Annotated in this window: 19 protein-coding genes; 13 read left to right on the top strand and 6 right to left on the bottom strand. The window is 58.2% G+C overall.

Features of this window, described 5'->3' with window-relative positions; translation table 11 throughout:
- Window positions 1–324: 324 nt before the first annotated feature.
- The 5 genes from CLV45_RS24730 to CLV45_RS24710 all read right to left on the bottom strand — a co-directional run bounded on the left by CLV45_RS24730 (window position 325) and on the right by CLV45_RS24710 (window position 8,327).
- Window positions 325–1,602: a M16 family metallopeptidase gene (locus CLV45_RS24730; protein WP_100339187.1), complete on the bottom strand. Its 1,278-nt coding sequence runs from the start codon at window positions 1,600–1,602 to the stop codon at window positions 325–327.
- A 9-nt stretch (window positions 1,603–1,611) separates the two neighbouring features.
- Window positions 1,612–2,763 (bottom strand): type IX secretion system outer membrane channel protein PorV, encoded by a 1,152-nt coding sequence (gene porV, locus CLV45_RS24725; RefSeq protein ID WP_245882987.1) that lies wholly within the window; start codon window positions 2,761–2,763, stop codon window positions 1,612–1,614.
- Between the two features lie 98 nt (window positions 2,764–2,861).
- Window positions 2,862–6,845 (bottom strand): type IX secretion system sortase PorU, encoded by a 3,984-nt coding sequence (porU, locus tag CLV45_RS24720; protein ID WP_157807777.1) that lies wholly within the window; start codon window positions 6,843–6,845, stop codon window positions 2,862–2,864.
- 137 nt (window positions 6,846–6,982) lie between these two features.
- The gene (locus CLV45_RS24715) at window positions 6,983–7,669 is read right to left on the bottom strand and encodes a CDP-alcohol phosphatidyltransferase family protein (RefSeq protein ID WP_100339184.1); all 687 of its coding nucleotides are present in this window, start codon (window positions 7,667–7,669) and stop codon (window positions 6,983–6,985) included.
- Window positions 7,670–7,691: 22 nt separating this feature from the next.
- Window positions 7,692–8,327 (bottom strand): MBL fold metallo-hydrolase, encoded by a 636-nt coding sequence (locus tag CLV45_RS24710; protein ID WP_100339183.1) that lies wholly within the window; start codon window positions 8,325–8,327, stop codon window positions 7,692–7,694.
- A 169-nt stretch (window positions 8,328–8,496) separates the two neighbouring features.
- Here CLV45_RS24710 and CLV45_RS24705 point away from each other — a divergent pair, with 169 nt between their 5' ends.
- The 8 genes from CLV45_RS24705 to ccsA all read left to right on the top strand — a co-directional run bounded on the left by CLV45_RS24705 (window position 8,497) and on the right by ccsA (window position 19,613).
- Window positions 8,497–9,591: an NAD(P)/FAD-dependent oxidoreductase gene (locus CLV45_RS24705; RefSeq protein ID WP_100339182.1), complete on the top strand. Its 1,095-nt coding sequence runs from the start codon at window positions 8,497–8,499 to the stop codon at window positions 9,589–9,591.
- Window positions 9,592–9,614: 23 nt separating this feature from the next.
- Window positions 9,615–12,839 carry an LpqB family beta-propeller domain-containing protein gene (locus tag CLV45_RS24700; protein WP_100339181.1) on the top strand — a complete coding sequence of 1,075 codons (3,225 nt, stop codon included), beginning with the start codon at window positions 9,615–9,617 and terminating at the stop codon, window positions 12,837–12,839.
- Between the two features lie 113 nt (window positions 12,840–12,952).
- A complete protein-coding gene (locus CLV45_RS24695; protein ID WP_100339180.1) occupies window positions 12,953–14,467 on the top strand; it encodes a T9SS type A sorting domain-containing protein in 1,515 nt (504 codons plus the stop codon).
- A gap of 165 nt (window positions 14,468–14,632) precedes the next feature.
- Window positions 14,633–15,301, top strand: a complete 669-nt coding sequence (locus tag CLV45_RS24690) for a heme exporter protein CcmB (RefSeq protein WP_211289999.1) — start codon at window positions 14,633–14,635, stop codon at window positions 15,299–15,301.
- 121 nt (window positions 15,302–15,422) lie between these two features.
- A complete protein-coding gene (locus tag CLV45_RS24685; protein ID WP_100339179.1) occupies window positions 15,423–16,094 on the top strand; it encodes a cytochrome c biogenesis protein in 672 nt (223 codons plus the stop codon).
- The gene (locus CLV45_RS24680) at window positions 16,075–16,320 is read left to right on the top strand and encodes a CcmD family protein (RefSeq protein ID WP_211289998.1); all 246 of its coding nucleotides are present in this window, start codon (window positions 16,075–16,077) and stop codon (window positions 16,318–16,320) included. The genes CLV45_RS24685 and CLV45_RS24680 overlap by 20 nt, the downstream gene beginning before the upstream one ends.
- Window positions 16,321–16,479: 159 nt before the next feature.
- Window positions 16,480–16,908 carry a cytochrome c maturation protein CcmE domain-containing protein gene (locus CLV45_RS24675; protein WP_100339178.1) on the top strand — a complete coding sequence of 143 codons (429 nt, stop codon included), beginning with the start codon at window positions 16,480–16,482 and terminating at the stop codon, window positions 16,906–16,908.
- A gap of 110 nt (window positions 16,909–17,018) precedes the next feature.
- A complete protein-coding gene (ccsA, locus tag CLV45_RS24670; protein WP_100339177.1) occupies window positions 17,019–19,613 on the top strand; it encodes a cytochrome c biogenesis protein CcsA in 2,595 nt (864 codons plus the stop codon).
- A 339-nt stretch (window positions 19,614–19,952) separates the two neighbouring features.
- On the opposite strand, the gene CLV45_RS24665 is transcribed toward ccsA, so the two are convergent.
- Entirely contained in the window at window positions 19,953–22,718 is a 2,766-nt protein-coding gene (locus tag CLV45_RS24665; RefSeq protein ID WP_100339176.1) for a T9SS type A sorting domain-containing protein, read from the bottom strand.
- A gap of 195 nt (window positions 22,719–22,913) precedes the next feature.
- Here CLV45_RS24665 and CLV45_RS24660 point away from each other — a divergent pair, with 195 nt between their 5' ends.
- From CLV45_RS24660 to CLV45_RS24640, 5 genes are all read left to right on the top strand, one after another.
- A complete protein-coding gene (locus CLV45_RS24660; RefSeq protein WP_100339175.1) occupies window positions 22,914–23,705 on the top strand; it encodes a Rossmann-like and DUF2520 domain-containing protein in 792 nt (263 codons plus the stop codon).
- A gap of 100 nt (window positions 23,706–23,805) precedes the next feature.
- Window positions 23,806–24,135, top strand: a complete 330-nt coding sequence (locus tag CLV45_RS24655) for a 2Fe-2S iron-sulfur cluster-binding protein (protein ID WP_100339174.1) — start codon at window positions 23,806–23,808, stop codon at window positions 24,133–24,135.
- 106 nt (window positions 24,136–24,241) lie between these two features.
- On the top strand, window positions 24,242–24,481 hold the full coding sequence (gene iscX / locus CLV45_RS24650; RefSeq protein ID WP_100339173.1) for a Fe-S cluster assembly protein IscX: 240 nt from the start codon (window positions 24,242–24,244) through the stop codon (window positions 24,479–24,481).
- Between the two features lie 51 nt (window positions 24,482–24,532).
- Window positions 24,533–25,039: a KdsC family phosphatase gene (locus CLV45_RS24645; protein WP_100339172.1), complete on the top strand. Its 507-nt coding sequence runs from the start codon at window positions 24,533–24,535 to the stop codon at window positions 25,037–25,039.
- Window positions 25,040–25,167: 128 nt separating this feature from the next.
- Window positions 25,168–25,362 carry a cold-shock protein gene (locus tag CLV45_RS24640; protein ID WP_044511773.1) on the top strand — a complete coding sequence of 65 codons (195 nt, stop codon included), beginning with the start codon at window positions 25,168–25,170 and terminating at the stop codon, window positions 25,360–25,362.
- Window positions 25,363–25,440: the final 78 nt, after the last annotated feature.

Below are 25,440 nucleotides of genomic sequence, written 5' to 3'. Positions count from 1 at the left end.
CGGGAGCAGGCCGGGTAATGCCGCTGACCCAAACGGTACTCCGACGCATGGTACTCGGCCGGGAAGCGAACTGCTACGCTGCCGTGAGTGGAAATAGCAGAAGCCTTATTCATATTGGTTAGTAGATTCAGACATGCAGGAAAAGTATCCGACACGTCATTTTGATGAATTATACTGATAGTGCTTGATGTCTGTATTAGCAGTATCTAACCGTTAACCTTTTGCTGCTCTGAAATTCTTTATATGTGAATGGGTTTGAGTTATTAAAGGCAATAAAAAAGCCCCTGCTACATGGAGTAGCAGGGGCTTTTTTATTGCCGCTAGTTAAGGGCCGGCAATTACTTCAGTCATTGATATGGGGGAGAGGTATTCTTGGGCTAATGCCTGCAATTCATCTGCGGTGACTTGGTTAACCTCAGCAATGAAATCAGAATAGTAGGATGCAGGTAGGTCGAGGAATACTAAGTTTTTGTATTTATCACATTGCTCAAATACGGTGCTTAGTTCATTGGCAAACTTACCAACCATGTAGTTTTTTACGGTCTGCAGCTCTTCCTGAGGAATCAATTGACTCTGAAGGATATCCAGCTCTTTGTATATCTCTTGTACTGCTACAGAGGTAGAAGCTGCATTTACATCGGTGCCGATAACAAAATTATTGGCATGTTCTCGGGAGCCGATACTAGCGTAAATACCATACGTTAGGCCTTTGTCTTCGCGGATGTTCTTCATTAAGCGCGAGCCAAAATAACCACCCAATACTTTGATCAGTACCTGGAGCTTGTGCATTGCTGGGTGGCTCATATTGGGCCACACGCGTCCGATGCGCAAGGAAGACTGCATAGCATCAGCTACCGTCACATGTTCTTTGGGCGCAGTAGAAGGAGTTGCTAGGGCTGCAGATATTGGTGGTGCAGCAGCGGTGAGCGTAGGAAGCCGGCCAATGACGGTGGTCACCAGATCAATGTGAGCGGAGCTTACATCACCACAGAGGAAGATTTCTGCTGCGGAGAGTTGGTAAGCCGACTGGTAGAAGCGGAGTAGTTCCTCGCGGTCCGCTTCTTGTACTAGGCCCTCATCGAACATGCGCCCGTATGGGTAGCTCGGACCATAAAGAGTACGGGAAAAGTGCTCAGAGGCCAAATAACTGGTTTTCTGCCGCTCAATCCGGATGTTTTGAATGGTCCTGGCTTTGAGTTGAGCGAGTTCAGCTTCGGGGAAAGACGCGGCAGAAATAACATCAGCCACAACGGGCAACAGGGACTCCAAGTGACGGCTAAGGCAGTAGAGCGTAAGAGTAGCCTGGTCGAAGCCTTGCTCACACTCCAAAGAAGCCCCATAGAAGGCGACTTCGTCGGCTATCTGGCGGGCGGTGCGAGTTAGGGTGCCCTCGAGCACCATGCGAGCCGTAAGCATGGATAAGCCGGATACTGGCTCGTACCATTTACCGGCTGGAAATACCAACTGCAGGCGGACGACAGGTTGGGCACTGTTATGAATGACGTGCAGACGGGCTCCGTTGGGGAGCGAAAACACGTCAGCCGCTGGTAGCGTAACGCTGGCCAGCGGCTGAACGGGAGGAGCGACTTGACGGTCGAGCATAGAAACAGGTTAGTTGACGGGAGCCGAACCGTCGCCGGTTCCGAAGGCTTCCTCCGACTTATTGAAGTTGAAGTGCAAGGATACGCGAATAGTTTGAGCCAGGGGGTTAGCGCGCTGGTTGGGTACCAAGTACGTACCATCGACGCCGAAAACCTGATACCGGACGCCCAAGCCAAAGCTCAGGTACTGCCGGTCGCCTTTCACGGGGTTCTCGTAGAAATAGCCCACCCGGGCTGCCAGCAGGTCGTTGTACCAGTATTCGAGGCCGGCGGAGATATTGATTTCCTTGAGCTCCTCACTGAAGCCACCGGGCGCATCGCTAAACGAGCCCACAATTCCGCTGACGATACCTTTGGCGCGAATTTCTTCGTTCTTAGCCTTGATGGTTTTGCCAAAGCCTACCGTGTCTCCTTCCATGTAGTAGGGCGTAGGTACTAGCAACTTGCTGGCATCAACGGTAAGCGTGATTTTGTTGTAGGCGTCCAATTCGCGGGTAATGGCCGTACCGAGCTTAAGCGTAGTGGGCAAGAAATCGGCCTGCAGCGGGTTCGTATAGGTCATCTTGTTGCCAATATTCGAAATAGTGGCACCCAACCCCAGGTTGTAGTCGCTGGGACCAATGGAGAGGTCCTTGGTGTAGTAAGCACCCAGGTCGACGGCGGCGGCGTTGCCGGGCTTGCCGCTAATGGTTTCGCCGGTGAGGTTGGAGCGAATGTAGCGGGCGGTGATACCGACCCCGAAGTTCTCGCTCAGTTTTTGACCGTAGGAAACGCTAACGGCATATTCCTTAGGGTTGAAGTCGCCCTTGGGGTTGTTCTTCTCGTCGCGGAAAGAAATGGTGCCCAGGTCGAAGTACATCAGCGAGGCTGAAATAGCGGAACGCTGGCCGATTTTGCCGAAGCCCGACAAGTAAGCCAGGCCCATATCATCGGTCACGTTGCGCAGCCACGGCGAGTAGGAGGGCGACACACCGTACTTGCTGGTGACGAAGCCCAGCTTACCGGCATTGTGGTACGAGGCGTTAGCATCGGGCGAAATGGCTACTCCCGCTTCTCCCAAGGCCGCCGAACGAGCGTCGGGGCTCAGGGTCAGAATCGGAACGGCGGTGGTGATGGTGTTCGGTGAACTCTGAGCCTGAGCTGCGATAGAGACGCCCAGCAAGCCGGGAAGGAGCGCTAATCGCAAAGGCAGCTTCAACAATGTCATAAAAGGAAACAAGAAGAGCGGAAATAAACGAAAATGGCAGTTTGCCGGAGACTTTAATTCAAAATAACCAGTTTCTCGAACTTGGAGGCCGTGGCGTTGTCGCGCAGGGAGCGGACGCTCACCCGGTACACGTATACGCCCCGGGCCAGCTGGTCTTCGTACTCGTCGCGGCCGTTCCACGTCAGGGCATCAGAGTCGCGGCCCACGTGGGGGCCACTGCCGACAATGGTAGTACGCAGTGTACGTACCAAACGACCTGAAATAGTAAAGATTTGAATCTGTACATCGAGGTCGTCGGACGAGCGGTTGTGGTCAAATTGGAAAGTGGTGCGGGTGGAGAATGGGTTGGGGTAATTCAGGACATGGTCCAGGGCCAGTTTTTCACTGGTAGCCGCAATAAACTCAATTTCTTGCTGAGCCGAATTGTTGAAGGTGTCCCAGGCTTTGAGGTGAAGCACGTGCGGGCCGGTGGCCAAGCTCTTGAAGAGGTATTTCACCTTGCCCGACTGGTAGCTGTCCACATCGGCAGTGTAGAAATCGTTGAGGATAGTGAGCTTGGTAGGGTCATTATCCAGCGTGGCAGTGATGTCGTGGCCGATGCCGGCGCCGGCCGTGTTGATGCCACTGGCGTCCGAGAGGTGAGCAATCAGCGTGGTGGTAGTATCGGTGAGGCCGCCATACACGAAGGACTCCCGGTCCATGAACAACTTAATAAGGGGCGGAATTGAGTCCTGCTGAATGGTGGCATCGGCGCCGCCCACGGGAGTGGCGCGGTAGCCTTTAGCATCTGCTATGCGAATGGAATCCTGAGCGTACAACTGAATCTTGCCCAGCCCCACGCTATAGTTGATGTCTTTGGGAACAACAAAGCTGAGCTTAAAACGGCCATTGCGGACGGTAGCTTTGCCATCGTAGATGATGTTCTCTTGAATCGGCACTCCCACCACAACGTCGTCAAACTCGTTCTTGAGAGTATTCACCGTCGTCGGCTTCTCATACACCGTCACGTGGGCTTGGCCGTTGAACTGCGTATTGAGCACCTGCCCCTTCTGAACGAGGCCGGAGAGCTTGATGGTGGAGAGAGCCTTGAGCGTATCAATAGAAGTGGCGCTAATAGACCTGCCGTTGATAGAGTCAAGTACGGCTTCCTGCTGGGCCGCCGCCAAGCGCGTGGTGGGGTCACCGAGCAGCACGAAGTTGCGGGTACTGGTGCTGCGAATGCCGTTGTTTTTGGAAAACTGGGTGATTTCGCCCAGGCGGGGCATCTGACCATTTACGGGTTTGAAAATGGTATTGTAGAGCTGGCTGGAAACGCTGACGGTTTGGTCGGCGAAGGCGAGGCGAGTGGTAGTGAGCAAGCCAATGGCTCCACCTTCTATGTCGGTTAGGGCGACTTCTCCACCGGAATCCCGCTCGGGGTCATCGTAGGTGCTAAAGTCGCACGTGCCCGTGACCATAAACGTGAGGCGGTTTCGGTTTTTCAGAGCCAGCACCGACTGCTTGGTCAGGATCTGTTCATCGGCCCAGCCGGTGGGGCCGCCGTGGCCGCTGTAGTGCGTGATGAGGGAGCCTTGTTCAATAGCCTCATCGATTGCCCGGTTGCATTCCGGCGAGCGTTGACCGCCCGAGGCAATGGTTTGAGGATACAAGTCGAGGTAGACTTTATGCACGTTGAACTCCGGGTGGTCGATGGCAACGCTGAGCGACTGGGGCTCACAGGCCTCAGAAATGAAGATAGAGCCGTTGCCATCGTCGGCCACGAAAGTGAGCCGGTTACGCCACTTGCCAAAGCTGGCCGGTTCATCGTAGCGAATCAGCTTGTTGACTACCAAAGTCGCCTGCGCCAGGGAGCGGGACTGGCCGCTGGGCGTGCGGATGGGCAAGCGGCCAATGCCAATGTCGAGCAGGTCGTTACTGTAGCCTTCGTCCCATTCGCCCTCGTTGTCGTCGAGTAGGCCGAAGTAGTCGTCAGAGCAAAAGGTGACACCTTTGACAGAAGGCGATGAGTTAGGCCGGGAGTACGTCAGAGAAAAAGACTCCCGTGATTCGTACGTCGGCACATAGTTCTGGCCGTTTTTGTCGGCGTCCAGCGGGGAACGGTTTTCCCACCAGTCTGGCACCAGTCTCATATCATTGGCCGGATCCGACTTGTAGTTATAGGAAGCGTCGCCGAAAAGAAGCAGGTAGAGCTGTTTATTGGAAGTACTACGGTCGTAGACCATTTTCATCAGGTCACGAATAGCCGTAACATCCTGTCCGCCGGAGCTGAACTCGTTGTATACTTCAGTCGTCGTCACTACCTCCACGTTCAGGTTATCATGGGCGCGACGGTAGGCGGCGAGGCGGTCGGCCTCGGGCTTAAAGGGGGGGTAGGTAACGATAACCAGGTCTAGCTTACCATTCAGGTTGAGCCGGGCATGCAAGTTTTGGTTGCCTATCCGGCCCTTAAATAAACGGGGAGGAGTAGGAAAGTCGCTGCCGGTGAAAGCCACAAACTCCGCGACACTATCGGTGCGGGCCACAAAGTTGCCACTGCCGTTGAGAGCCAGCGCGTACGGACGGCGCGGGTTGCTGACATTCCATACGGTAGCAGCGCTGCTGGCGCCCAACTGAAACTCGCTCAGGGGGGCGCCGGGCAAGGAGTTAAATTCGAGCTGACTGCCCGTTAGCCGGAGGCGGCGCGGGGCGTTGACTTCTAAATAATCGAGGTAACCCTGGCCCGAGGCGTCCGTCGGGCTACTAAACACTAACCGGACTTTGGCTTCCGCAGCGGGCACGGCCGGAATGGAGTACGCAAAAGTGCGTAAGTCGGAGTTGGCTATTTCAGGATAGTTCTGGGGTATGCTGCTGAAGCCAGAAACATTTTGAGCGCCCAACGAAGTGCCGTTCAAGGCAAGCTGAAAGGTAGTGTTGGTGCCCACCGCCGAGGCTCCAATTACCTGGGAAGTGAGTTGTAATGTACCCCCGGGCAGTAAGTCGGGAGTTGAAATCGTGAATTCCCGGGCCGGGCTGTTGTTGGTAAATCCTTCGCCCAGCCACTGCCGACCCGACTTGGCCAGGTTCACCAGTTCATGCTCGTAGAATTGCCGGTCCAGGAACTGGTTGATGGTAGCCGTGGGCGTGCCGCCGATGGTGCGTGGTGCTCCCACCCGCAGGCCGGGCCGGCTGCCAACCGTCACAAAGTAGTAGGCTGTGTCGGTGTAGACATTCAGCTCGTGCTTAAACCGCCGATTCGTGCCATCATCTTCCAGGCTCCAGGTGTGGGGGCCGCGGGCGTAGAATAAGATATAGTCGTTATCGTCGAAGGAATTATCGGCTTCGCCAGCCACGTAAATGGCGTTTTCCACCAAGTCGTCGGGGCGGTAAGCGCTGTTGGGCTGGGGCAGCGTGCCCATGGCATTGCCGTAAATCTGCAGGCGGTGGGGGTCGAGGCCCTGCAGATTAATATCCATGCTGGCCAGCGCCTTTTTATCCAGCTTATATATGCCGCTGGCCGCTACCCCGATACGAAACCAGTCGCCCTGCGCTAAAACCGACGAGCTGGCGTACTTGCGGCCTTTGGTGCCGGCGGGGCGGATTGGCTCGGAAGCCAGGGAGTAGGCATACTCAAAGGAAACCAGCTTTTCAGCCTGGCCGCTCTGGGCATTGCGGCGCACGGCCGGAAGTAAGGCAAAGCTCACCGTTTGGCGGCGCTCGGTACCGCTCGTAACGGCGGCGGTAGCAGTAGTGGGTACCGTAATGCCTTCCAGAAGCTTCGCGTCGGCGGGAGCCAGGGGCTCGTATACCGCATTGCGTACGGTGCCCTGTCCGACCTGACCGGGAATACGGATCTGAAAGCTGGGGTACTGGTCGCCTAGGCGGAACACTGCTCCCGCAAACGTGGGCACTTTACGCAGGCGCCCGGCCTTATTTGCGGCCTCCATGTAGCCTTTCCAGGTGAGCTGCTGCCGGATGACTTGCTCTGGTTGCTGCGCCCGGGCCGACAGGGCGCCCGCGGTAAGAAACCATACAACAGCCAGGAAAGTAGAGTAGCGCATACAGGTAAATTCGGGCAATAGGCGGGTCAGAAACAGGGATGAGCTTGCAACACGCTCAGTATAAAAGCGGTTCATCACTACAACAGTACTTTAACTACTGAAAAGGAATAAATATTGTAGCTCAGCTATCCAAAATCTTAGCCGTAAGCCGGACGAACTACCGACAGCAGTACATACAACAGTACAATCAGGGGAATGGCGGTGGCCTGTAGTAGTACCAACAACGCTACGGCCAGCAGTAAGAAGATGAAACGCAGGGAGTTATCCTGCCAGGTCAGGTTCTTGAACTTAAGGGCAAACAGCGGAATTTCGGCCACCAGTAGTCCGGAAAGCAGCACCGTCAGACCCAGCAGCACCCAGGGATTCAGAATAAAGCCGGTGAGGCCGAAGGAGTCGTGGGCCAGAATGAGTGGCAAGGAGGCCACCACCAGGGTGCAAGCCGGCGTGGGCAGGCCGATAAAGGAAGTCGTCTGGCGGGTATCGTTGTTGAACTTAGCCAGGCGCAGGGCCGAGAAAACCGTCACGATAAAGCCCGCGTAGGGCAGCCACTCGGGCAAGCCGTCGCTTTGGCCCAGCAAATGAAACAGAATGGCACCGGGCACAACCCCAAACGATACCATATCGGCCAGGGAGTCGAGGTCCTTACCGATAGGGGAGGAGGCATGCAGGGCCCGGGCCAGGAGGCCATCGGCAAAGTCGAAGGCGGCGGCCAAGCCCACGAGGTAGGCGGCCGTTTCGAGGTGGCCGGCAAAAATGTTGCACAGGGCCAAGCAGCCCGCAAACAAATTGAGGCAGGTAACCGCGTTAGGAAGGTGATTCTTCATGCAAAAGGAAAGACAAACGAACTTAGCGCAGGAATGGATTACCCACTCGCTCGGCCCCGATGGTGGTGGCCGGCCCGTGGCCGGGGTATACCGTCACGGCGTCGGGCAGGGTCAGCAATTCGGTGCGAATACTATTAATAAGCGTGTTGTAGTCGCCGCCGGGCAAATCGGTGCGGCCAATGCTGCCCTGAAACAGCACGTCACCGCCAATGACGACCTGGGTGGGCACGTGGTAAAACACGACGTGGCCGGGGGCGTGGCCCGGTGCGAAGCGGACTTCCAGCTCGGTGGTACCAAACGTGACGGGGGTGCCGGGCGTCAAAAAGCCCGTCGGCTCGGCTGGCTGGTACTGGGCAAAGCCGTAGCTGGGGGCGTAGGTAGGTACGGCCCGCAGCGTGGGCAGGTCGGCCTCGTGAATCAAAAACGGAACCTGATAGGTGTCGAGAATAAACTGGTTGCCGAACACGTGGTCGATGTGGCAATGGGTATTGACCAGCAGCACTACCTGTAAACCCTGCGCCTCGATAAAAGCCCGCAGGGCCTGCTGCTCGGCCTTATCGTAGCAGCCGGGGTCGACGATGACGCACTGCTTGGTGGCATCGTGCAGCAGGTAGGTGTTTTCAGAAAAGGCGTTGAACGTAAAACCAGAAACGACCATGCAGCTTATGTACTAAAATAAACCTGGCCGCAGCCAGTGAAATTGGGCAGGTAAGTTACGAGTCTTACCGCGAACAAGCACGGCCAAGCCCGGTAGCGGCGGCCCGGGCTGGAGTTGGCCGGGCTTTTTCATCCCGCGGCCCCGCCGTTTTCCTCTTACCTTGCCAGCCATGACGAGCGTTGAGTACCTGATTATCGGCCACGGTATTGCCGGGGCCACCCTGAGCTATGAACTGCGCCGCCGGGGCCACCCCGTGCTGGTGCTGGATACCTACCAGCCCGATTCGGCTTCCAACGTGGCGGCGGGCCTGATGAACCCCGTGGCCGGGCAGCGCTTTGCCCTCACCTGGCGGGCCGACGAGCTACTGACGGCCGCGGCGGCCTTTTACCGGGCGCTGGAAAGGCAGTTTGGCCAGCAGTTTTTCTTCGAAGTGCCCATTCTGAAGCTGCTCGCCTCGGTGGCCGAGCAAAACACGATTCTGGCCCGGAGTGCCGATAACCCGTGGCAGGATTTCGTGGCCGACATTAATCTTAGCCCCGCACCCCAAGCCGGTTTGCGCCAGGAATTTGGGGGCATTACTATTCGGCGGGGCGGCTACGTAGCCCTGCGCGAACTGCTGGCCGCGCTGGCTACGGAAGGACTGCAAAATGGGTGGCTGCGGCGCGAAACTTTTGACCCGCATCGACTTGTTGTCCACGACAGCGGCGTTGTTTACGGGGAAAGTGTGCAGGCCCAGCACATAATCTTCTGCGAAGGCAGCGCGGCCACACAAAATCCGTACTTTAACTGGCTGCCGCTGCGGCCCAACCAGGGCGAGGTGCTCGACGTGGAGTGCCCGGGCTTATCCGAAGCCCAGGTGCTCAACCGGGGCGCTTACGTAGTGCCGCTGGGGCAGCAGCGTTTTCGGGTGGGAGCCACGTACCGGCGGCCCCCATTTGCGGAAACTATTACGGCCGAAGCCCGGCAGGAGCTCAGTCACAAGCTGGGGGCCATGACGGATCAGCCATTTTCGGTAACCGGGCAGCGCATGGGCCTGCGCCCAACCGTGCCCGACCGAAAACCCTTGGTAGGTACGCATCCGGCCCGGCCGGTTGTGAGTATATGTAATGGCTTCGGCTCCAAAGGAGTAATGATTGCTCCGCGGCTGGCCGCCCATTTTGCCGATGTGCTGGAAGGCACCGCGGAATTATGGCCCGAGGTCAATATCGAGCGGTATTCTGCGTTATACTTAGCTAGCCTTTCCGAGGCCGGCTTTTCTTCCTGATTTCTCCGCTTTTCGCCTTCTCTATGAAGCACGTATCCTTACTCGTGGCGTTATCGGCAGCCCTGGTGCTGTCGGCCGGAGACGCAGCCCAAGCTCAGACGGCGCAGGAGCCGTTCGGGCGGGTCCGGATTCAGTACAAGGACTTTAACTGGCAGCAGCTCAGCACCCAAAACTTTACCATCTATTTCTACGCCGGCGGGGAAGTGGCGGCCCGCCGCGCGGCCGAGTACGCGGAAAAAGAGCTGCAGCGCATTACGTCGCTCATTGGCTACTATCCGTACTCCAAAACCACCATCATGCTCTATAACTCCGTGGGCGACCTGCGGCAGAGCAACGTGGGCCTGGATACCGACAAATACCAGACCGGCGGCGAAACCGAGCTGCTGCGCATGAGCAAGGTGCAGTTGGCCTTTCAGGGTCAGCAAACCCTGTTTAAGCGCGACTTGAGCTACCAGATTACCAAGGTGCTGCTCAACGACATGATGTACGGCGGCTCGCTGAAGGAAGTCATCCAGAGCAGCTACCTGCTGCAGCTGCCCGACTGGTTTGTGTCGGGAGCCTCGGCCTACGCCTCCGAGGGCTGGAGCGTGGACATGGACGACTACATGCGCGACATGACCCAGAAAGTGGAGTCGAACCGGCCGGCGCAGTTTTTTGTGCGCAACCCCGAGCTGGCCGGCCAGAGCATCTGGAACTACATTGCCGAGCGCTACGGCTACACCACCATTCAGAATATTCTGAACCTGACGCGCATCACCCGCGACGTGGAAGTGGGCATCAGCAGCTCGCTGAACGTGCCCTATAAAGTATTTCTCAAGGACTGGGTGGCGTATTACCGGCAGCTCAACGCCCAGCCCCAAACGGCCTTTGTGCTGCCCGAAGAGGCTCGGCAGCTGGCCAAAAGCAACCGTAAAGGCATTCTGTATTCGCAAGCCGTGCTTAGCCCCAATGGGCAGCGGCTGGCTTACGTGGCCAACGAGCGGGGCCGCTACCGGGTAGTCGTAGTCAATAAGGATGGCTCCGGGCAGCATACCATTTACCGCGGCGGCTACAAAACCCCCGACCAGCAGGTGGAAATCCGGTTGCCGGCGTTGGCCTGGCGTAGCAACAGCCAGGTTGCCGTTGCCGGCGAAGTGAAAGGCAGCATGAACCTGAGTCTGGTTTCGGCCGATGCCGGTCCAACGAACTTTATATTCCGGGCCGTGGATGGGCTCTTTGGCCGTAATGCCTCCACCATCTTCCGGCCTTTTTCCCAGATTCTGGATTTGAGTTATTCGCCCGACGGCAAGGCGTTGGTGTTTAGCGGAGTGCGCAACGGGCAGAACGATTTGTACGTGCTGCGGGCCGGCAGCCGCACGCCCGAAAAGCTCACCGACGATGTATTCGACGACGTGCAGCCGACCTTCCTGCCCAACGGCAACGGTATTGTGTTCAGCTCCAACCGTTGGCTGGACTCGGCCGGCACGGCCAAGGGCTCATTCGGCAACGTGGTCAACAACTACGACCTGTTTGTTTATTACCTCGACGGCCGGACCCAGCCCGTGGAAACCTTGGTCAGCACGATTTCCAACGAAGGTCGGCCCCGGGCCATTTCCGACGACGAAATACTGTTTCTCGGGGAGGAAAGCGGGGTGCGCAGCATCTACAAATACTCGTTTAAGACGAAGCAGCACGTACCCGTCAGCAGTTTTCTGCCCAATATTGAGAGCTTCGACTACAACGCCACCACCGGGGCCCTGGGCTTTGTGGCGGCCGATAAGTCGCGCGACTTTGTGTACCTCTACCCCTCGTACGCGCTGCCGCAGAACCTGATTCTCTACAAAACGGCCCGGCAGGAAACCCTCGAAGATCGGTCGAAGGCGCCGGCACGGGCCGCCGCTCAGCCCGCTAAGTCGGTGGCCGCCGATACCCAGGATAATAGCGCGGTTCCCACTGCGCCCTCCCGCAAGAATGAGGGGCAGATTAATACCAGCGACTACCAGTTTGAGGAAGACGTACCCAGCCGGGCCAACGCGCCGCGCCGCAAGCGCACGGACGTAGCCGCGGCCTTGCCGACAGCGCCACCGGCTGAGGCCTTCTCGGTGGCCGGCCCCTATAAGTACGATAAGCGCTTCAGTATCGACAACGTCGTCTCGTCGCTCTACGCCGACCCGCTGCTGGGCCTGGGCCTGATTGGGCAGGCCAATATGTCGGATATGTTTGAGGACCACCGCATCCGGGCTGGCATCTTTGCCCTGACCGACCTGCGGACCAGCAACATCTACGCCGAGTACTCCAACCTGAAAAAGCGTTATGACTGGAGCATTGGCTACCAGAAGCAGGCCTACTTCTTCGACGCCGAAAACCAGCGGCTGCGCTTTGGCCGCCACGAGGTGTCACCCACCATTGCCTACCCGCTGACGCACAACCTGAGCGTGCGGGGCGGCCCCCGGTTTGTGAACGTGAACCGTACGGTCATCAGCAAGTTCAGCACCGAAGACGATATCAACCGCAGCTATATTGGCCTGAGCGGGGAACTGGTATTCGACAACGCCATTTCCACCGGGGTCAATATGATGGAGGGTACCCGCATGAAAATCGGGGTGCTCAAGCTCAACGGCATTGATGACGGCTCCCAAAACTTCGGCAAGATCTACGTCGACCTGCGGCACTACCAGAAGATTCACCGCCAGATTGTGTGGGCTAACCGGGCCAGCTTCGGCTCCTTCTTCGGGACTTCGGCCCAAACCTTCCGCCTCGGCGGCATGGACAACTGGCTCAACGCCCGCTACGACGACCCGCGCCTGACGCCCACCAACGCCCTGCTGAGTGACCCAACCCAGGTATTCTACCAGCAGTTTGTGACCAACCTGCGGGGCTTTGCCTACAGCAAGCGGAATGGTCCCCGCTACGTACTCTTCAACTCTGAGCTGCGCATGCCCATCATCCAGTACCTCTCGCGCAAACCCATTTACTCGGGTTTCTTCCGCAATCTGCAGCTCACTGCCTTCGGAGACGCCGGCTCGGCATATTCGGGCTCGAACCCGTTCAACGAAAACAACTCGTTCAACACCCAGGTGCAGGGCGGCAATGGCAACGGCTTCACGGCCACCGTCGTCAACTTCCGCAATCCGCTGCTGCTGGGTTACGGTTTCGGGATGCGCACCACGCTGCTGGGCTTCTACGGCAAGGCCGACGTGGCCTGGGGCCAGGAAGACTATGTGCAGAAAGGACCGAAATTCTACTTCACCCTGGGCTACGACTTCTAGGGATAATTTGGAATTCTGCCACAAAAAAGAGCCACCTGGGCAACCGGGTGGCTCTTTTTGAGTTTTTAGCCCTACCTTCCATGTAGTTCCTTTTCCTGTTTAACTGCTTTTGCATGAAGAAATCCTTACTCCTGCTGCTGAGCTGCCTAACCTGGACGCTGGCCCAGGCTCAGTACCGCACACCCGGTACCGGCGTCCGGTGGACGCTGGCCCAGCTCACGGCGGCCTCGGGCGGCTACGTCACCACGGCCGGCGGCACTATTCAGGTCAACGACACCATCCGGCTGTCGGCCCGCGACACGCTCGAAATTCGCAGCAACGCCACCATCAAAATGGCTTCCCTGGCCTTGTTTTACGTGGATGGGGTGCTGCTCATCAACCCCCGCGACTCGGTTAAAATCACCGCCGCGGACCCTACCAAGCCGTTTCACAGCTTTTGGTTTTCGGCCACCAGTGAAGGCTCGGAGCTGCACAAAACCGTGGTCGAGTACGGCGGCGGCCTGAAGGTCGTCGACGCCAGCCTGGTGCTCGACAGCTGCGTGGTGCGCTACCAAGTGTCTGCCATTGGCACCAAAGCTACCAACAGCGGGGCCATCAGCCTCTCGGGTGGCACGCCGCGCATCACCAACTGCCGCATCTACGGCAACGCCCGTTCCGGTATTCTGAGCCCCTCCAACCGGCCGACTTCCCCGATTATCCGCAACAACGTGCTGGTGGCCAACAGCACCGAGAATGGCAACTGGCCCCAGATTAACCTCGGCATTGGGGGTGCTACGCCCATCATCATTCAGGGCAACCTGGTGGTGGGGCGCTACCTGATGGCCGGTGGTATCAGTGTTTCCAACCTGCTGGGCACCAGTGCCGTGAGTCAGGTGCAGATCCGGCGCAACATCGTGCGCAACAACCGCTACGGCATTGCCATTGTGGGCGGCAACATCAGCAGCTACATTACCCAGAACATTATTTCTGACAACAACATCAACCCCAATGCCCAAACCGGCGGCAGCGGACTGAACTTCAACGGTACCCAGACCCAAACCGGAGTCGTGTCGCGCAACATCATCCGGGGCAACCTCTATGGCGTAACCCTGCAGCGCTCCAACTCCACGACGCCCGCCCCGCGCGTGAGCTTCGGCGACCTGAGCAGCACCGATACCACCAACGTGGGCCGCAACCTGCTGACGGGCAACGGCAACGGCGGGCAGATTTACGACATCTACAACAACACCGCCGAAAGCTTCAAGGCCGAAAACAACGATTGGGGCACCAGCTTCGTCACCGAAATTGAAAGCCACATCTACCACCAGCCCGACAATGCCGCCCTGGGCCTGGTCGACTACCTGCCGTTCCGCAACACGGTGCTGGCCGCCCGCCCGGCCCAGGCCCTGACTACGGCCGTGTATCCTAATCCGGCCACCAGCTTCCTGACCTTTGAGCTGGGTAAATCCACGGCGCCGGCCGAGCTGCGGGTGTATGACCTGGCGGGCCGCGTGGTGGCTACCTACGCCGCCAAACCCATGCAGGGCCGCCTGGTTTTTTCGACCCGCGGCCTGGCCACCGGCTTATATACCTACCGCCTGACCCAGGAAAGTGCTACCACGGCCGGTAAGTTTGCCGTGGCCTGGTAAGCCCGGATACTTGCCAAAAAAGCCTTCTGCCACCGGTAGAAGGCTTTTTTTATGCCACCAAAAATGCCTGGTGGCCGGCGCCAAGGCGAATAATGAACTTAGGTGAGGCCTATCCGGAGGTTGGGTTGTATCTTTGCGGCCCCGTTCACCAGCCGCTGTGCCGCGATGCTCCTCCGCGAGATTTGGTATTTGATTCAGAAGGACTTCCGCCTGGAATGGCGGCAGCGCGCGGCCCTCAGCGGCATGCTGCTCTACGTGGGCAGCACCGTCTTTGTGTGCTACCTGAGCTTTGCCCTGCGCGGCGGGGAGCTACCCGTGCCGGCCTGGAACGCCCTGTTCTGGATTATCCTGCTCTTTACGGCCGTCAACGCCGTAGCCAAAGGCTTCTTGCAGGAAAGCCGGGGCCGCCTGCTCTACTACTATACCCTGGTGCAGCCCCAGGCCGTCATCATGGCCAAGATTGTGTATAACGCCCTGCTGCTGTTGGGTTTGGCCCTGGCAGGATTCGGCCTCTACGCCCTGGTGCTGGGCAACCCCGTGCAGAACCTGCCGCTGTTTCTGGCCAACGTGGTGCTGGGTGCCGTGGGTTTTGCCTCCACGCTCACGCTGGTGTCGGGCATTGCGGCTAAGGCTACCAACAGCAGTACCCTGATGGCCGTGCTGGGCTTTCCGCTGATGGTGCCCATGCTGCTGCTGCTCATCAAAGTATCCAAAAATGCCCTTGACGGCCTCGAATTTGACGCCAGCCGCAGCTCCTTGCTCACGCTGGTAGCTCTGAACCTGATTGTGAGTGCCGTGTCCTACCTGTTGTTTCCCTTTTTATGGCGCAGCTAATGCAAAACCGGGGCGGCATTAAACGAGAAGTTCGTGGGTGGGGTTGTGACAAATCAGCCTCCTTGCCTGTTACTCTTGCGCCCCGCGCCTTGGCGCGCCAGGCTTTAATCTATTGCTGCTCATGAAAAACAACTGGTGGAAAGCCCTGGCCGTGGTGCTGCTGCTATATACGGCAGTGGCGGGCCTGCTGATGCCGGTGCCCCGGCTGGCTATTCTCAACGAAACCATCCGCAACCTGTACTTCCACGTGCCGATGTGGTTCGGCATGACTTTCATCCTGATTGCCTCGGTAGTGTACTCCATCAAGTACCTGCGCAACCCCACGCCCGAGCTGGATATTCGCTCCCACGAAGCGGCCCGCACCGGCATTCTGATGGGCTGCGTGGGTTTGGCCACGGGTAGCATCTGGGCCAAGTACACCTGGGGCACGTGGTGGACCAACGACCCCAAGCTCAACGGCGCGGCCATTGCCATGCTCATTTACGGGGCGTACCTGGTGCTGCGCTCCTCATTTACCGACGAGCAGCAGCGGGCCCGGATTTCGGCCATCTACAACATCTTCGCCTTCGCCACGGCCATGCCGCTGTTCTACATCCTGCCCCGCCTCACCGATTCGCTCCACCCCGGGGCGGGCGGCAACCCGGCCTTTGCCAAGTACGACCTCGACGACAATATGCGCCTGGTGTTTTACCCGGCCGTTATCGGCTGGACGCTGCTGGCCTTCTGGCTGGCCCAGGTGGCCAGCCGCATTGCTCTGCTCAAACAAAAAGTATATGAAAAACAGCTTGCCTAAGCTCCGTTCGGCCCTGTTGCTGCTGGCCGCCCTGCTGCTGCCCGTGCTGCACGCCGCCGCCCAGTCGGCCGCCGACTCACCTGAAATGGCCGATACCCTGCGCCAAAGCGGCAAAATCTACGTGGTGGTGGCCGTTATTACCGTCGTGCTGGCCGGTCTGCTGGCCTTCCTCGTGTCGCTCGACCGGAAAGTGGGCCGCCTGGAGCGGGAGCTCAAAGACAATTAACATTGATCAGGTGACAATTATCATTTGCCCGCAAAACGGCTGATTGTTACTTGTTAAATGATAATTGCTAAATGAAATTCATTCCGGCCCGACGGATTTTTCGGGGACCTTTGGTTGTTCAGTAAAGCCGGCCGACAAGCCCGGCGCTGTTGAAGCATCATGAAAAAATCTCACATTCTTGCCATTGCCGTCATTGCCGTTGCTATCGGCATCATCATGAGCACCGTGGGCGACGCCAGCGTGTACGTCTCGTTCCGCGAGGCCCGGGAGCGGGCCGCCGATGGCAACCTGACCAAGGTGCACGTAGTGGGCCGCCTCCCGCGCGACGGGCAGAAGAACATCCTGGGCCTGGAGTATAACCCCACCCTGGACCCCAACTACTTCGCCTTTACCCTGGTCGATACCAACCGCATTGCCCAGCGCGTGATTTACTTCAACCCCAAGCCCCAGGACTTCGACAAGTCGGAGCAGGTGGTCATTACCGGCGCCATGCGCAACGACGTGTTCGTGGCCGACAAGATTCTGCTCAAGTGCCCTTCCAAGTACGTAGAGAAGGACATCAAAGGCGCCACGGCTTCAGTCAATTAGTAATTAGGAATTGAGAATTAGCAATTGGGTGACTGGGCACACGAGGGTGTACCAAAGTAGCTCAAGCAGCAATTCCTAATTCCTAATTCTTAATTCTTAATTAAGAAAGAATGCTCAACACTTTCATCGGTAACGCCGGGCACCTGAGTGTCATCATTGCCTTCGTGGCGGCCGTAGTGGCGGCGTATTCCTACTTCATGGCCAGCAAGGGCCGGCAGTTGGGCGACGCCGACCCCGCCTGGCTGCGCCTGGGCCGGGGCGCGTTTCTGGTGCACAGCGTGGCGGTAGTTGCCATTATCGTCTGCCTGTTTACCATCATCTACACCCACCGGTACGAGTACTACTACGCCTGGAGCCACTCCAGCAACCACTTGCCGGTGTACTACATGATTTCCTGCTTCTGGGAAGGGCAGGAGGGCAGCTTCCTGCTCTGGATTTTCTGGCACGTGTGCCTGGGCCTGGCCATCATGCGCTTCCACCGCAAGTGGGAGGCACCCGTCATGGCTGTGTTTGCCTTCGTGCAACTCTTTCTGACGTCCATGATTCTGGGCGTGGTGGTGCTGAACGTGAAGCTGGGCTCCTCGCCCTTTATCCTGCTGCGCGACTTCCTGGTGGATCTGCCGGTGTTCAAGATGAACCCCGACTTCGTGCCCAAGGACGGCACCGGCCTCAACCCGCTGCTGCAGAACTACTGGATGGTGATTCACCCGCCCACGCTGTTTCTGGGCTTTGCCCTCACGCTGGTGCCGTTTGCCTTTGCCATTGCCGGCCTCTGGAAAGGGGAGTTGACCAAGTGGATTAAGCCCTCCTTGCCCTGGGCGTTGTTCGGTGGCTTGGTGCTGGGCGTGGGCGTCATGATGGGCGCCTACTGGGCCTACGAAACCCTGAACTTCGGCGGCTACTGGAACTGGGACCCGGTCGAAAACGCCGTGTATATTCCCTGGCTGGTGTTGGTGGCCGCCATTCACGGCATGGTGCTGTGGCAGCGGAGCCGCACGGCCCTGCGCACGTCCTTCGTGCTCGTTATTGCCTCCTTCCTGCTGATTCTCTACGCCACCTTCCTGACCCGTAGCGGCGTGCTGGGCAATGCCTCAGTACACTCCTTTACCGACCTGGGCCTGTCGGGGCAGCTGTTGATTTACCTCATGGCCTTCGTGGTGCTGGCTATCTGGCTGCTGGTGGCCCGCTGGAAGTCGATTCCGGTTTCGGAGAAAGAGCTGACCACTTACAACCCCGAGCTGTGGGTATTCGTGGGCGCCACGGTGCTCTGTCTGGGTGCGTTCCAGGTGCTGTTCACCACCAGTATTCCGGTCTACAACGCCTTCTTGGGCTTCCTGGGCATTAAGTCCAACCTGGCCCTGCCCGCCGACCAGATTGCGCACTACACCAAAATTCAGCTGTGGATGGGCGTGCTGGTAGCCTTCCTGACCGGCTTGGCCCAAATCATGTGGTGGCAGAAGAACGACAAGGAAACTTTGTCAAACTCTCTGGCCGTGCCCGGCGTCATTACGCTGCTCAGCGCGGCTTTAGTGATTCTGCTGGTGCGCTACAACAAGCTGCAAATGAGCCCGGTGTATATCGTGCTGCTCACCACCGGCCTGTTCGGGGTGCTGGCCAACCTGGGCGTAGTCCTGACCCTGCTCAAGCGCCGCGTGGCCCTTTCGGGCGGCGGTATTGCCCACATCGGTATTTCCCTGATGCTGCTCGGGATTCTGGCTTCGGCCGGCTACTCCAACATCATTTCCAAGAACGTGTCGGGCATGGTCTACTCCAAGGAGTTTCCGGAAGACCTGAACCGGGACAACGTGCTGCTGTGGCGCAATGAGTCGGCCCCGATGGGTGGCTACGACATCAGCTACACCGGCCAGTACTACGACGTGCCCGGCGTGCCTGGCTACGTGAATAAGGAGCTGCTCTTCCGCACCGACGACGAGTACAAGGCCCTGGCCCGCGCCGACATCAAGGCCGAAGGCAAGGTGTTCTATAAGGCTGGCGACACGGTCGAAATCCTACCCGAAAACACCTATTACCGCGTCGATTACAAGGAAAAAGCCTCGGGCAACACCTTCACGCTCTACCCCCGGGCCCAGGTCAACGAGGAAATGGGCGGCCTGCTGGCTTCCCCCGATATTAAGAAGTTTCTCGACCACGATATCTACTCCCACATCAGCTCCGTGCCCGACCCAAGCAAGGAAAAGGACTGGAGCGAAGTGAAGGAGCACGTGCTGTCCGTGGGTGACACCATCTACCTGAACGACTACTTCGCCGTGTTCCGCGGCGTGGAGCCGGCCCACGAAACGGCTGGCCTCGGCCTGGCCAAAGGCGACCTGGCCGTGCAGGGCGACTTTGTGGTCTTCGGCGAGAAAAAGCAGTACCATGTGCACCCCATGTTCGTGGTCCGCAACAACCAGGTGGGCCGCGTGTCGGATGAGGTAGAAGACCTGGGCCTGCGCCTAGTATTCATCAACGTGGACCCAACCAAGCAGAAGTTCACCTTCGGCGTAAGCACCACTCAGAAGGATTATATCATCCTCAAGGCCATGGAAAAGCCCTTCATCAACCTGCTCTGGAGCGGTACGCTGCTCATGGCCGTTGGCTTTGGTATGGCCCTGGTGAAGCGCCGCCGCGAAGCCCGCGTGGCGGGAGCCAAGATGCCGGCCGCCGAGCCGGTTAAAGTCCGCAAGGCTAAGGCCCAGGTGGCTTAGCACGGCAACAATCTAACTCGTAAAAAAGCCTGCTCTATCCGGAGCAGGCTTTTTTGTTGTCGGGCCGCCAACCCAACACATTATGCACTGCCCGCCAGTGGTTAAGCTACTTTTAGTCACCGGGAGGAAGTATGCATGGTTTAGCGTAGCACTGGGGTAATAGCGCTGGCTTATCTGCCGTGGAGCTGCTCGCGCGGCTTGCTACAGTCCCACACCCAGTTGGGCGCCGGGTATCGGCTACTTTCAGCGGTACAGATGCTTGGCTTTCAAATCGAGCATTGTTAGCAATAAAAAAGGGCAGCCATGTGGCTGCCCTTTTCAAATTACAAGCTGCAGAAATTACTTCTGGATCGAGATGTTCCGAACCGAGAAGTCGTTGCCCGACTTCACTTTCAGGATGTACATGCCGCCAGCCAGGTTCGAGAGGTCCAGCTTGTTGAGCTGGTTGTCGCGTACCAAAGCCGTGTGCACGATCTGGCCCAGGGAGTTCATTACTTCTACCTGCATAGCGCCTTTGGCGTTGGCATTCTTGATGTCCACGCTGAAGACACCAGCCGAGGGGTTCGGGAATACGCTGATGGCGTAGTCCAGAGCAGCCGAGGTGCCGGTGATAGCCGTAGCCGTTACCTGCAGGTCATCGATGGCCACGAAGAACTTGTCAGCGTCGCTATACACATGGAAGCCGATGTAGTAGTTACCGGTCGTCGTGGGCACTACGGGCAGCACGGGAATCGTGCTCGTCGCGTCAGCTGTCAGGAAAGTAGTCGTGCCGATGGCCTCGTTTTTCCACAGCTGCGTCGTCTGGCCCGCGGGGCTAGCCGAAGTGCCGTAGGTTACTTCCAGCTTCTCGGTGTAGTTGGTACCGCTGTTGCGGTACTTGAACGAAAGCTGGTAACGGTTACCGGTGCGGAGCAGCATGGGCGGGGTGTAGAACCAGTCGTTGCCGGGAGTAGCGGCGTCCTCGTTGTAGTAGTACACCATGGCGTTAGGAGCCGAAGCAGCTACTACGAGCGGGCCGGTCTGACCGGGAACCGTGGGCCGTACTTTCCAGGACACCGTGTCGGCATTGGTGTTGTTGATCGAAACACCGCAGGGCAGCGCCCGGGCCGCGTCGAAGTTCTCGGTGTAAGGGAAGGCCGTAACGGCCGTCGGGTTGCAGAGCGTGGTGAAGCTCAGGGGGCCCGTCAGCGTGCTCTGGTCAGTAGTACCGCAGTTGGTGCGGATGTACACCTGGTAGGTCGTCGCGGGGGTCAGGCCAGTCAGGGTAGCGGGCGAGGCAGTCGAAGAAACCGTGGTACCACCAGTGGTCGGGTTGAAGCCGGTCGGACCGTAGATGAGCGAGTAAGCCGTGCCACCCGTTACGCCCGAGTACACGATTTGAGCCGTGGTGGCATTGGGGAAGATGAAGATGTTCGACGCAACGGGAGGTAGGCAAGTAATGCCCACGCCCGTAACAGCCTCAATCATGAAACGACCCAGGTTGTTAGAAGCTGCATCTGCGGGAGAGCCCCCGGTTATGGCCATCGTGTAGAAGGTGCCCGAGCGGGTTGGTATTTCCGCCTGCAACCCTACTGGGTAGAAAGGCGCCGTGCCAGCCGGAGAGGCTCCTTCAGCTACCCCCACGAAGAAAGAACCTGCGGGTACCTGAGCCGGAGTGGTCAGGGTAAACGTCTTAAAAGTAGCAATGTCCGAAGCCAGTACTACATAATCCGGCGTGCGGCCAATGATGGCGCCGGTGTTGTCGCACACTACGGTGTAGATGGTGCGGCCCACGGAGCGTACATCCTCAATGCGGGCTGTAACGGCCGTAACCGAGCGGGCCGTGTTGACGTTGTACTTTACGGCAAAAATGCCGGTGCCGGCATCACCGGTCGTGTTGTTGGTAAAGCCGACGCTGCTGCTAACGGGGCCGTTGGGCTCCGCTACGGCTAGGGTCGTCGTATTTACTACCTGCTCGTAGGTCTTGGTGTTGTTGGACGCTACGTCGTCGTTGGCCGAGGTAACGGTAATGGTTTCGTTACCGGTGGCCGTGGGCGTGAAGGGGTCGAAGGATATCGTGGCCGAAGCTCCTACTGCCAGGCTAGCCACCGTTTTGGTGCTGGTGTACGTGTTGGCACCCGCTACGGTAGCCGTTACCGAAGCATTGGTTACCGGGTTGCTTCCCACGTTGCGGATAATGGCCTGAATCGTGTGGGGAGTGCCGCTTGGAATGGCGAGCTTACCCAGCGAATACACGTTGGTTACGGCTACGTCGTTGGGAGCAGCGGAATTGAAGCGGTAGGTACGGCCCGCGTCGGGCCGGGCCGTGCTGCGCACGTTATGAGCATTGCCGGTGGCCGTGTATACCGTGTTGCCAAACGTCGTAGTCGACCAGGCAGCCGCGGAGGTTTTGGTACCTACCAGCACTTGTCCAGTATTGGCGCCCGAGCCTTTCAGGCCTACTACTTCCAGCTTCAACGCGTCGGGGCCGGCCCCGGCAATAGCGCCGCCGTAAACAAAATCAATGACGTTAGTCGTCTCGTAGAGCTTCACCTGGAAGGAGAAGTTGTCGAGCTGGGTGCCTAGGATGGTGGTGCCACCGGCCGCCGTAGCGCGGGGCTTGTCCTTCACGTTTTTCCACTGAATGGTACACACCCGGTTGGGGGCCGTGCCGGTAACGGCTACCCGGTACTCGGACGGACCGGCAGTGGCGTCGATCAGGTCGTCGTTGAAGGGCAGCAGCAGGTTAGATTCCGTGGTGGAGTTCAGCGGGCCGCCGGTGGGGTTTTGGCTACCGGACGAGAAGTACGGCGCGGCCGGAGCCGTAGTGCCCAGCTTCAAGAAACCGTTCGTGTTCAGTACGAAATCATTGAAAGCCGTCCCGTTGTAGGTAAACGTGAAGCCGATGGGAATGGCATCCGAGTTGGCATCATCCGTGTTCGGCGTAGTAATTACGGTACCCGTAGTACCCAGATCCGTGTAGGTGCCAGCGAGGTTCTGCGTCCCAAACGGGCTGTAGTTCAAATTTTGAGCCTGGGCCAGGGTAGCACCGCTAGCCAGCAGCGCCGCCAAAGCCAGCTGCCGCCAGCGTTGTGCTGTAGGCCCCGTTTTGTACCAGTTTGTCATAAGGTATGGGGTTGGTAAGGAAGAAAAGGGTGAAAGTTTGTAAGAAAAAGGCGCTGTAGCTGAAAAGCACTACATCCGCTTGGTTCGAATGTACAAGGTGCTAAAAATCCCGGAAAAAACAGGTGTTCAAAAAACAAACTGCCTGGCTGCGTACCTTCCGGCTTCCTTTTTCCTCGGCTTCGTTCAGCTTTTTACATGCCTTATACTTCTGTCGGACGGCAAATTGTGCTACTCGGGGCCGGCCGCGTGGCCCAGCACCTGGGGCCCGCGCTGTGGCGGGCCGGCCACACCGTAACCCACGTCTGGAGCCGAACGCCGGCCTCCGCCCAGCAAGTGGCCACCCAGATTCCCGGCGCCCTCCCCATCACCAGTCTCGACCTGCAAGCGGTGCCCGCCGCCGAGCTCTATATTCTTTGCGTGCCCGATGGCGCTGTACCGGCCGTGCTGGCCGAAGCCGTTTTTCCGGCCGCCGCCCTGGTGGTGCATACGGCGGGCGCTTTGCCGCTGGCCGTATTTGCGCCGTACGCGGGCCTGCGGGGTGGGGTCCTCTACCCGTTACAAACCTTCAGCCCCGGCCGCCTTATCGATTGGCCCGCCGTACCCTTCTGCGTGGAGGCGGCCACCCCGGCCGACGAGGCGCTGGTGGCCGCGGTGGCCCGCAGCCTGAGCCAGGTCGTAGAGCTGGTGGCCACGCCCCAGCGGCAGCAAATTCACGTGGCGGCCGTTTTTGCCTGCAACTTTACCAACCACCTGCTCGGCATCGGGCACGCGCTGTTGCAGGAGGCGGGTCTGCCCTTCACGCTGCTGGAACCCCTGATTCGGGAAACCGTGCAGAAGGCCCTGGCCCAGCCGCCCTTTACGGTGCAGACCGGCCCGGCCGTGCGCCACGACGCAGCCACACTCGACCGGCACCGGGCCCTGCTGCTCGGCCACCCGCAGTGGCAGCAGATTTATAACCAGCTAACAGCCAGTATACAAGCTACGTAAAGGCGCGGGCGGGCAAACAACGCGTCCGGTCTGCCGCTTTAATTACGGGCCGGGGTGCGTACCTTTGCCCCAAATTCTGCCCTGCTCAAGTTTCTACTCCGTGAAAGTCGTCAATATTACCTTCCAGTTTCAAGACGGTCAGCCCGACCAGACGCACGTCGCCGCGGAAGGTGAATCAGTGCTGGACGTGGCCTTGAACAACGGAATTCAGCTGCAGCACAACTGCGGCGGCGTCTGTGGCTGCTCCACTTGCCACGTGTACGTGCTCAAGGGCGAGCATGACCTGCCCGAAATCAGCGACAAAGAAGAAGATTTCATTGACCGCGCCGTTAACCCCCGCATCAACTCCCGCCTGGGCTGCCAGTGCGTGATGCAGGGCAACGAAGACGTAGTCATCCTCATCCCCCGCCAGGAATTCCTGGGACACTAAACCCTAATGTGGTTGAATGTGAGAAATGTGCTTAATGTGCTGCAACAAGGCACGTGAAAGCATTTTTACATTCAACCACATTTTTTCACATTTTCACATTCGACCCATGGCCCATTTTGAGCTGCCTATTCACTGGAACGACCACGAGGACATTGCTATGGCCTTGTACGAGAAGTTCGGGGACTCCTTCGACGAAGCAAAAATCTACCGGATCCGCTTCACCGACCTGCTGGAGTGGGTACTGAGCCTGCCCAACTTCGTCGGCACCCGCGAGCAGGCCAACGAAGGCCACCTCGAGCAGATTCAGGCCAAGTGGGTCTACGAGTGGCGCGACAACCAGAACTAGGCGCTTGCCCGGCGGCCCGGCCGCCGATTCGATTTTCTTGATCTGTTACCTATGAGTGCAAACGGTACTAGCCCGGATTTATCTGCTATTAAAGCCTTTATATTCGACGTGGACGGGGTGCTGACCGACGGCACGCTGCTGGCCCTGAACTCGGGGGAACAGGCCCGGGCTTTTCACATCCGCGACGGCTACGCCATTCGCCACGCCCTGGCCCGCGGCTACCGGGTCATTATCATCTCGGGGCGGGAAGAAGAAGGAGTGCGCCGCCGCCTGGAGTCCCTGGACGTGCACGACATCTTCCTGGGTGTGCCCGACAAGATGAAGATCTTTAACACCTACATTAACACCTACCGCCTCGACCCGGCCCACATTGCCTACATGGGCGACGATATGCCCGATATCGAGGTGATGCGCCGCTGCGCCATTGCCGCCTGCCCCGCCGATGCCGCCGCCGACGTGCACCAAATCAGCAACTATACCGCGGCCCTGCCCGGCGGCCACGGGGCCGTGCGCGAGCTGGTGGAAGCGGTGATGAAGGCGCAAAAAACCTGGTATTAACCCGGCTCAGCTCCAAGGGGTTGGCAAATAAAGCGGGGAATCAAACGGGGCAAAGCGTAATTGCGGTTTTCCAAATTCCCTTTATATTTACCCAAACATCCATTCATCCATTTTCTTTTTTTAGTTTCATGAAAACAGGAACCGTAAAATTCTATAATGAGTCGAAGGGCTACGGCTTCATTACAGAAGATGGCACGAAGGAAGATTTCTTCGTCCATGTAACCGGCCTTAACGGGGGCCAGATCCAACAGAATGACCGCGTGGAGTTTGACACGCAGGAAGGCCGCAAGGGTGTTAATGCGGTTAACGTAAAGAAACTGTAGGCTCTTTGCCTACTTAGGTTTTTTGCTTTTTGGAAAGCCTCTCCCGTAGGAGAGGCTTTCTTTTTGCCAGCTACGGAT

Source organism: Hymenobacter chitinivorans DSM 11115, from assembly GCF_002797555.1.
GTDB classification, from domain to species: domain Bacteria; phylum Bacteroidota; class Bacteroidia; order Cytophagales; family Hymenobacteraceae; genus Hymenobacter; species Hymenobacter chitinivorans.
This window is presented reverse-complemented; position numbering and strand designations above follow the sequence as displayed.